General features: G+C 63.8%; 7 protein-coding genes. 3 read left to right on the top strand and 4 right to left on the bottom strand.

Annotation, left to right across the window (positions count from 1 at the left end):
- Window positions 1-214: 214 nt before the first annotated feature.
- The 4 genes from R3F42_14395 to R3F42_14380 form a co-directional block, all read right to left on the bottom strand.
- Window positions 215-2,092 carry a hypothetical protein gene (locus tag R3F42_14395; GenBank protein MEZ5543208.1) on the bottom strand — a complete coding sequence of 626 codons (1,878 nt, stop codon included), beginning with the start codon at window positions 2,090-2,092 and terminating at the stop codon, window positions 215-217.
- Window positions 2,093-2,288: 196 nt separating this feature from the next.
- Window positions 2,289-3,680: a C13 family peptidase gene (locus R3F42_14390; GenBank protein ID MEZ5543207.1), complete on the bottom strand. Its 1,392-nt coding sequence runs from the start codon at window positions 3,678-3,680 to the stop codon at window positions 2,289-2,291.
- A gap of 521 nt (window positions 3,681-4,201) precedes the next feature.
- The gene (locus tag R3F42_14385) at window positions 4,202-5,431 is read right to left on the bottom strand and encodes a hypothetical protein (protein MEZ5543206.1); all 1,230 of its coding nucleotides are present in this window, start codon (window positions 5,429-5,431) and stop codon (window positions 4,202-4,204) included.
- Window positions 5,432-5,446: 15 nt separating this feature from the next.
- On the bottom strand, window positions 5,447-6,235 hold the full coding sequence (locus R3F42_14380) for an outer membrane lipoprotein-sorting protein (GenBank protein ID MEZ5543205.1): 789 nt from the start codon (window positions 6,233-6,235) through the stop codon (window positions 5,447-5,449).
- Window positions 6,236-6,729: 494 nt separating this feature from the next.
- Between R3F42_14380 and R3F42_14375 the strand changes: the two genes are divergently transcribed.
- From R3F42_14375 to R3F42_14365, 3 genes are all read left to right on the top strand, one after another.
- Window positions 6,730-7,638, top strand: a complete 909-nt coding sequence (locus R3F42_14375) for a selenium metabolism-associated LysR family transcriptional regulator (protein ID MEZ5543204.1) — start codon at window positions 6,730-6,732, stop codon at window positions 7,636-7,638.
- 62 nt (window positions 7,639-7,700) lie between these two features.
- Window positions 7,701-8,075, top strand: coding sequence for a Crp/Fnr family transcriptional regulator (locus R3F42_14370; GenBank protein ID MEZ5543203.1), 375 nt, complete (start codon window positions 7,701-7,703; stop codon window positions 8,073-8,075).
- On the top strand, window positions 8,072-9,178 hold the full coding sequence (locus tag R3F42_14365) for an AI-2E family transporter (GenBank protein MEZ5543202.1): 1,107 nt from the start codon (window positions 8,072-8,074) through the stop codon (window positions 9,176-9,178). The genes R3F42_14370 and R3F42_14365 overlap by 4 nt, the downstream gene beginning before the upstream one ends.
- The last annotated feature ends 6 nt before the right edge of the window (window positions 9,179-9,184 follow it).

Raw genomic sequence — 9,184 nt, 5'->3', positions numbered from 1 at the left:
AAGAACCGTTCCCAGCTGATCCTCAGCGCGCTCGACGAGGTGAGTCCGGTGGACAGCATCACCGGCCTGTTCCAGCAGGGCCTGCAGGCGTTCCGCCAGCCCGAGCAGCAAACGGCGGCAGGCTGATGCCGGTATAACGCGGTCAATCCGCAGGCGGTCGATCCGGGGCGTGTCCGGGTGCGTGCGGCATGGCCAACAGCAACGGATACGGACTCTAGAAGGCGATCACGCCCTGTGCCTTGCGCTGTATCAGCAGCAGGTCTGCTGCGTTGAATGTGTCAGTGGGCAGGGTTTGGGGTATGCCGTTGACCAGCGGCGCGACATTGCCGCGCGCCAGCTGGCCTGCGTCCAGCGTCAGCAGCCCGGCTGCGGCACGGGTGGCCAGCAGCACGTCTGCATTGTCGACGCTACCGTCGCTATTGATATCACCCCACACCGGGAAGTCGGACGCGAGCAGCGGGTTGGTTCCGGCAAGAATTTCCGTTCCGTCCATGACGAGATCATTGTCCGAGTCGGCATCGAGCGGATCCGTACCCACCGCCAGTTCATCGCTGTCCGACAACCCGTCATTGTCGTCATCCGTGTCCGTGATATCCGGGATGCCGTCGCCGTCGGTGTCGATCAGATCCGTCATGCGCCAGGCGAGGGCGTAATCCCATGCGAAAATGCCCTGACCGGGTTTGGGTACGACTTCCAGCCGGTATTGCCGGCCGGCGGGCAGTATGGTCCAAATCGTTTCCGTGTTATCGACCAGGCTCGCAGAACTTGCCACGGGCACCGGCGTTCCGGTGATGTCGTAGAGGTACAGGTCCAGATCGTAGCGCGTGGCGCTGCCGGTGAAATTGGGCCCGTTGCCGGCGTTGATGTTGATGTTCCAGGCCAGGGTGGTTGCCAGGAGTACCTGCCCTGCGCCGGTCGCGAAGTGGTATGAAGCGGTGGAATTGCTGGCGCCCGCACCGCCAAAGGACGGATCGTAATCGAATCCTGCGCTGCCGATGCTGCCGGCGCCAAGGTCCTCGTTGCTGTTCTGTTCGCCGGCCTGCAGGATCTTGAAGCTGTTGTAGATGTTGACCTGTCCTGCCCCGAACCGGCGATCCAGTCCGTTGCCTGTCCGGTTGAGAGGGTCGGCGCGGTAATCGCTTATATCGGGGGCGCTGGTATTGGCGGTAGAGCGGTCGGCGCCCGCCATGAGTACGGCCTTGATGACCTCTGACCGGCCCGTGTTGTAGATGGTGTCGCCATTGCGGTTCGTGGTGGAGGCTTGCACGGGATCGGTGGCTAAGCCGGGGTTGCTGCTGCCGTATTCGAGCAGCAGGGCGGCGGCGGCGGCAACCACCGGGACCGCGTTGCTGGAAGTGCCTTTCGGCGCGACCAGCTCCGGACGGGCGCGTCCGGCGACGTAATCAGCGTCGACAGCTGTCGTACCGATCCCGTTGAGGCCGTCGCTCTTGCCGACAGCAATGACATTGTACGCGCCGCTGAGGATGGGCTGATTGACGGTGGCGGTGTTCTTTATGCCGACACAGTTGATGTATTCATCGGTAGCAATGGCCCAGTCAGCCCGCCGCAGCAGTTCCGAGTTGATTGCCGGGTCGTTCGCATCGGCGATCCAGCTGTGGTTTGCAATACGGCTCGATGAGATCAGTGGCCTGGCATTGGCGCCGTAATTGAGAAACCCGGATTGCAGCCAGTGATCGGCCCAGATCGCATCGACGTGAAGAATGCCGGGGGCGATGGAGGATGTGCTGCCGTAGAATGTCTTGCCGACATTCGTTGCATGTGCAGAGTATGTGCCCGCCTCGATGCCGCTGCGGGCAATGATCGTCTTGCCTGCGAACTCGGGGGTGTTGCCATCCGGCAGGTAGACGGGGTAGTCGATCAGGCCGATGGGGACGACAGCCGTGGCGGCTTCGGCCTGTGTGACGGGGACGCCGCTGCCATCCGGGGTGTTCGCGCCCAGTTCCTGCGACAATCGGGTGTATCCGATATCAGCCTTGTAATCGGCCCGAACGGCAGCAGTGATGCCGAGGAGCGCGCAGCACAGCAGGCAAGCGAAGCGGTGCTTGGGAACAGGTCTGTCGATTGCTGGCACGACGATACAGGTAATTATTATAGTGTTTACCGGAGATTATCACGGCATTCCCCGAAAGCCAATCGGTTTCGCTGCTTGCCAGGCTGGTCGGTAACCGCGCGCCGTGCCATTGTCGCAAATGGCCGCATGTCGCGGCAGCAGCGCCTGCTTCCTGCTGTAACGGGTGCCGCCCGCGCCATGGCCAGGGCGCGGCGGGTCAGGGTGCTAGCCGGTCATGGTGCAGTTCGAGCTCCCGGCTGAGACGCCCGAGCTTTGTCTTGATCACATCGCCGATGAACAGCTGCGGGTCGGATGGCTTGATGCGCTCTTCACGCTCGCGGCGCTGTATGGACTGGATGGCCTGCCGGAAGGCATCGAGAAAATTGAAGTTATGCCGCAATTGCTCTTCGAAGAGAGCCTTGCCGAAATAGGTGAAATCGCTCTTGTTGCCGCAGCCGAACGATGTCTTGTCCGCTGCCGAGGCTGTTACGACGACGGTGTACTCATTGTGCAAGGGTTCCACGAAGCCGCCGGAATAGCATGACGATACGAGCAGCACGCGGTACTTGATCCCGGCCTTATCCAGGATCTCCTTGAGTTCCTGCGGCCCGATCTGGTTGAGGCCCAGCGGCATCAGGTCTACTAACAGCTGCTGGTTTTCCGAGCCGTGGCTCGTCAGATACATGAACAGGATGTCTTCATCCGGATTCATCAGGGAGCCGATGTGCTGCACCAGCCGTTCGAGATTCCCTTTCGATGCCAGCGGCGTCTCGTTCAATGTCTTGATGTTGTTGATCAGTGCGACAGACCTGCCCTTCGTGTCGAAGCGTTCATCGAACACGTTGCGTGCATACTGCACTTCCTTCATGAAGACATCTTCCATGGCGTCGCCGCCAAAGCCGATGAAGTAGATGTCAGAGATCCCGCTGCGCTCCTTGAGCAGATCGGCTTGCAGGGATTCGATGAATTCGAATTGCCGGTAATAGGTATCCTCCTCGTTGATCGACAGGTATTTTTCGTATTCGCCGTCGTCGTCGAAGGCTTGTTGCCAGAATGGTCCGTAGGAAAGCAGTTGCAAGGGCAGCCCGGCCAGTACGGTGTAGCTGCCCAGCGCGATCAGCATCACCTTCCTGTTTGCGCCGAGCGTTCGCGCCGTCGTTGTCGCGAACACGACCGCCACCCAGGCGTGGTATAGCGTATAGCGGTACGGTTCGTCGCTGTAGAATTGCCAATAGGAGAAATTCTCCCCTGCGCCGATGATGTGCCATGCCAGGTACAGCCAGGGCCACACGCTCAACAGCGCGACCAGTAACGGCAGCAGCATCTGACCTGCCCTGGCTGTTTTTGCCGCGGTATATGCAGCGAGGAACAACAGCAGCGACTGGGTGGCTATGCTGGTGATGCCGTAAGGGTTGAATTCCGGTTCGGGCAGGCTCAGCACATAACTGACCCCAAACACCAGCAGGGCATAGGCGAGCAGCAGCAGTGCCGGCTGGTCGCCTGACACATAGGGCGAGCCCGCGAGCGGCTGCCGCAAGATCAGCAGCTGCACGCCGTACTTCAGGTTGTCGGCCAATCCGCGCACTTCCCGGATCAGGTTGTCGTTCATGGCAGGTGTCTCGAATCGAGTCTTGCTGCACGGGGATTTCCGGCGATCTTCGTCCGGAACGCGCCGCCTGCGTCAGTTGGGCCGCATTCAGCCACGGCTTTCCTATCGTCCGGCCATACGCGTCATTGAGTCTGCCTTACCCTGTCGGGCGGACGCTGCGACTACAGTCGGTACTAGAACCTATCTCAAAATCGGTCCGTTTGTTAGATGCCGGCACGTCCGCGGTGGCTGGCAGTCAGAAATGCCTGTGAATACTGGATTCCCGCCTCCGCGGGAATGACAACCGGATGCTGCTGCAAGGTGAATCGGAATTTTGTGATTGGTTCTAATGTATTGGCGCGCAACGCCGGCACCTGCGCGCGGGTGGCGCGGCCGGCCGGAACGGGCGCGCTGCAGCGCGGGACTCGTGCTCGGGAACTTCCGCATAACCGGGGAATTCCCGTCACTGCGCTCGGAGCGAGGCAATCTCCGCCGCTGCAATCGGCGGTTGGAGATTGCTGCCTCACCGCGCGCCTCGACAATCAGAAATACCGCGCCAGCTCCAGCCGTACCCGGGTGTCGTCCTCGAGGCTCTTGAAGACGTTGTTGTCCGGAACGTGCGCCACGCCGCGCGCCTCCAGCGACAGCTTCCAGGCATCGCCGATGCGCCGGCTCGCTTCCAGGTTGTAGCTCTCGCCGCCGCCGTCCAGGTCGATGACCACGCTGAGCAGCAGCTCCGAACTGTCGACGTCGTTGAACGTGAGGCGGGTCCCGAGCACGAGGTCCCGCTGGAACGGCGACAGGGAAAACGGCTGGCTCGCGAGCACGACGGCCGGGTCGATCGCGTCGCCGCGGCTGTCGTACAGGTACTCGGTGATGATCCCGATATCGAGCTGCGATTCGGCGATCCCCACGAAGGTGTACTCGTAGCCGGCATCCAGCGCATTGATGCGTTTGCCCTGGCCGCTGCGCGTGATGGCCTCGAGTTTCCACAGCCAGCCGCCGGTGATGGCCTGCAGGTCGATACTGCTCTGGTTGATCAGCTCGTAATAGGGCGTGATCTCGGCGATGCCGGTGGCAGTGATCGCGCCGGGCAGGGCGATGAAGCGCGGTTCGCGCGCGGTGCCGGCAAACTGGGCCAGTCCGATATCGAACGGGCCGATGGAGCGCGACCAGCGCGCGGCGAAATCCACGTGCCGTTCCTCGGCGCCGGACTCGTAGCGCGCGACCTTGCCGATCGGGACGCCGAAGCGCGGGCGGCCCTCGATGCCGGGGAAGGTGCGCTCGCGGAACCCCGGCAGCACGAACAGGTCGAGCACGCCCCAGTCGCGGATCAGGCTGAGCTTCGCCATCGGCTGCCCCAGCTTGTCCTCGCCGTCTTCGTTCACGACCAGGTCGGTCTGGTTGATGACGTCGACCAGGTGCACTGCCTCGGTCACGCCCCAGTAGACCTTGCTGATGCCGATATTGGTCTCCCAGTCACTGGCCGCGTGCACCCAGGACAGTTCGCGCAGGTCGCCGTGGGTGCGCCGCGCGTCCTGCGAATCGACCATGAGATAGGGTTTGAAGGTGAACAGGTCGTAACGGTCATTCCACTGGTGGAAGTACTCGGGCTCGATGCTGAGCGCGGCGTAGGCGTCGTGCTGTTGCGCCTGTTGCGGGTCCTCGACAAAACCCAGCAGTTCGCCGGCGACGTAGCCGCGCCATTCCCCGGCCCGGGTCGCGGGGGCCGCCAGCAGGCAGGCGAGCAGGGCGCAGCTTGCGACGCGCACGAGGTCGGGCCGGCCCTAGCGGGCGCGCTTGAGCGAGTTCTGGTCGAAATCGCGCTCGGTCAGGCCGACGTTGAACTGGAAGTTGGTCTGCAGCAGCCGCGTGCTCTTGCCGGTCTGGTGGTTCTCCATGTACATGTCGCCGGCGCGCCAGAATTTGTCGCCGTAGCGGTGATAGTCGGTGAACAGCAGGGTCTTGAGCAGGCTGTCCTTGCGGTCGTAATACTCGATCTTGCGTTCCTTGTAGTGTTCCTTGTCGAGCCAGATGACCTGACGGGTGTAACCGGACTTCTCGTCCTTCGGGTAGCGTTCGAACACGAACGCGTCCATGCCGTCGAAGTTCTCGTCCCGCAGATACTTGTAGGTGTACTTGTCGACCTCGCGCGAGGTGATGTCCTCGTAGGCGAACTCGCTGCCCATGAACGGGCCCGACTTGTTGTCCGAGGCGATGCGCTTGACGCGCTTGAGCGCCGGCAGGTACAGCCACTGGTCGTCGGGGCCTTCCTTGTGCGTGAAACTGAGCAGGGCGGTGCCCTGGACGTCGCGCGGCGCGTCGAAGATGGTGAGGATCTTGTCGCCGTCGTCCACTATTTCCAGCGTCTTGGAGCGGATCTCCCGCGTGCTCTCCTGGCCCTGCTTGTTGCGCAGGACCATCTTGATGTCGTTGGTATAGTCGCCGTAACCGGCATCGCGCCGGTCGGCCTCCTGGGCGATGGCGAGTCCCTGTTCCTCGGCGGTTGCGGCCAGGCCGGCCAGCGGCAGCAGGCACAGCAGCAGTGCCGGCAACGGATTCAGTCGTTTCGTCATCGCAGTTCTCCCGGGATTTGCGGGCGCGCCTTGTGGCGAGGCACAGCGGCCGCGAGCCGGCAATGTTAAGGCGATCAACCGGCATGTGCCAGTGCGTCAGCCCCGCCCGCCGACGGCCGTCACGCTCCGGCTGGCGCGTGCCGACTCGGCCGGTGCGCCGCCGCCGGGGCAGGATACCGGCTGTGACACGCCTGCCGCGCGCCGGTTCAGCCCGCGGCGCCGCGGTGTGCAGCGGTAACGGCGCCCGCGCGCCGGGCGCCGGGTGTTATATTGCTGAAAGACTTTGCAAGATTCTCGCGCCACGGACCGTCGTGGCGCTGCCGCCGGCGCCCGGCCGCACGGGGGCGCGGCACGGGATGCGCGCACCCCGCTCGCGACCCGCACCGGCAGCGGCGGGGTGCGGTGGCGCTTGGTGTCAGATGCCTGTTTGCTTTATAGTCTCAATGACTTAGAACAGGGCAGGCGGCCATGCCGGCCGACTGACAGGAACGACGATGGCGGATCGCAGATTACAGGTTTTTCATACCGTTGCCCGGCTGCTCAGCTTCACCAAGGCGGCGGAGAGCCTGCACATGACCCAGCCCGCGGTGACCTTCCAGGTGCGCCAGCTGGAGGAATACTTCAACACCCGCCTGTTCGACCGCACCCACAACCGCATCAGCCTGACCGACGCCGGCGAGCGTGTCTACGAGTACGCGGCGCAGATCTTCGACCTGTACGCCAAGATGGACAACGCCGTGCGTGACATGACCGGCGAGATCAGCGGCGTGCTGATCATGGGTGCCAGCACCACCATCGCGGAGTACATGCTGCCGGCATTGCTCGGCGATTTCCGCAAGAAGTACCCGGACGTGAACGTGCATCTCAAGGTGTCCAACTCGGACGGCATCGTGCACATGGTCGAGAACAACGACATCGACCTGGGCGTGGTCGAGGCGCCGGTGGTGAACAAGAACCTGGTCGTGGAGAACTGCCGCAACGACCGCCTGGTCGCGATCGTGCCGCCGCAGCACGCGCTGGCCGGCATGGGCAGGGTCAGCCTCGCGGATCTGCAGAACCACACCTTCATCGCGCGCGAGGAAGGTTCGGGCACGCGCGAGGTGATCGAGGAATACATCGCCGATGCCGGACTCAAGGCCACGGACCTGAATGTCGCGATGGAACTCGGCAGTCCCGAGGCGATCAAGGGCGCGGTGGAGGCCGGTATGGGCGTGTCCATCGTCTCCGAAGTGACGATACACAAGGAGCTGCAACTCGGCACCCTGGTCGCGCTGGAACTCGATCCGCCCCTCGAACGGCCCTTCTCGTTCGTGCACCAGAAGCAGAAATTCCGCCAGCGGGCCATGGACGAGCTGCTGGCATTCGCGCGCGCCTACTGCCTGTCGCACTCCGATGACGGTTAGCGGGCGCGGGGCGGGCGGCTGCGACTGAATCCGGCGCCGGCCCGGCCGACATCCCAGGAATCATGCAGACACAAAAGCACCTGCTCGAGCTGTTCGGCCGCCTCGACCCCGGGGACCAGGCCAGCCTGCTGGCGTTCGCGGAGTTTCTCGCCGCGCGCCAGCCGGCGCGGCCGTCCGCACCGCCCCCGGCGGCGCGGGAGCTGCCCGCGCCCGAGCAGATCGCGCGGCCGGAGTCCGAGTCCATCGTCGCCGGCCTGAAGCGGCTGGCGCGCACCTACCCGATGCTGGACAAGAGCGAGATGCTCAGCGCCACCTCCGACATCGTGGCGACCCATATCATGCGCGGCACCGATTCCGCACAGGTCATCGACGAGCTCGAGGAAATCTTCGCAATCCATTACCGGCAGCTGCAGGCCGCGCGGGAGGGCAGCAGTTGAACATCGTCTACGAATGGTATCACCGGACCATGTCCGATCCCCAGGCCGTGATCCTCGCCGTGCTGCTGGCGGCCGGTTTCATCGTCATGCTCACGCTGGGCCAGATGTTGGCACCGGTGCTGGCGGGCGTGGTGATCGCCTACCTGCTCGACGGCGTGGTCGAGAAGATCCACCGGCTTGGGGTGCCGCGCGTCGCGGCCGTCGTGATCGTGTTCCTGCTGTTCATGTCGTTCCTGGTCTTCGCCCTGTTCTGGCTGGTGCCGCGGCTGTCGTACCAGGTCACGCAGCTGCTCCGGCAGTTGCCGGATATCATCGGCATGGGGCAGAGCGTCATGCTGCAGCTGCCCGAGAAGTATCCGAACCTGTTCACGGTCGAGCAGGTCAACGACCTGGGCCAGACCATCCGGTCCGAGATCACCGAGCTCAGCCAGCGCGTGCTGAGCCTGTCGCTGCCGGCCGTGTTCGGCCTGATCACGATCCTGGTGTACATGGTGCTGGTGCCGGTGCTGGCGTTCTTCTTCCTCAAGGACAAGGAACGCATCGTCTCCTGGATCAACCATCGCGTGCCGCAGCAGCGCCGGCTGGTCGACGTGGTCGCGCGCGACGTCAACATCCAGGTCTCCAATTACGTGCGCGGCAAGGTGTGGGAGATCTTCATCGTCGGCGGCGCCGCCTTCGTCACCTTCCGGCTGATGGGGCTGGAGTACGCGCTGCTGCTCGCGACCATGACCGGCCTGTCCGTGATCATCCCCTACATCGGGGCGGTGGTCGTGACCTTTCCGGTTGCCATCATCGCCTGGTTTCAATGGGGCTGGAGCACGGACTTCGGCTGGATGCTGGCGGCGTACGTCGTGCTGCAGATGCTCGACGGCTACCTGCTGGTACCGCTGCTGTTCTCGGAGGTGGTGAACCTGCACCCGGTGGCGATCATCGTCGCCATCCTCGTCTTCGGTGGCCTGTGGGGATTCTGGGGGGTGTTTTTCGCCATCCCGCTCGCCACCCTGGTGCAGGCCGTCATGCAGGCCTGGCCGCGCAAGGCGCGGGACGAGACGGCGGCCGGCCCGGGCGCGCCGGAGCAGGGCGCGGGCGCCCACCACAGCTGACACGCT

It is taken from the genome of Pseudomonadota bacterium, from assembly GCA_041395565.1.
Lineage (GTDB): Bacteria > Pseudomonadota > Gammaproteobacteria > UBA9214 > UBA9214 > UBA9214.
Note: the sequence above shows the minus strand (reverse complement) of the source record. Positions and strands in the feature narration are given on the sequence as shown.

Coding starts and splice junctions, on each gene's coding strand:
- R3F42_14390 (MEZ5543207.1), bottom strand. CDS start 3,680: ATGAACGACAACCTGATCCGGGAAGTGCGCGGATTGGCCGACAACCTG.
- R3F42_14380 (MEZ5543205.1), bottom strand. CDS start 6,235: ATGACGAAACGACTGAATCCGTTGCCGGCACTGCTGCTGTGCCTGCTG.
- R3F42_14375 (MEZ5543204.1), top strand. CDS start 6,730: ATGGCGGATCGCAGATTACAGGTTTTTCATACCGTTGCCCGGCTGCTC.
- R3F42_14370 (MEZ5543203.1), top strand. CDS start 7,701: ATGCAGACACAAAAGCACCTGCTCGAGCTGTTCGGCCGCCTCGACCCC.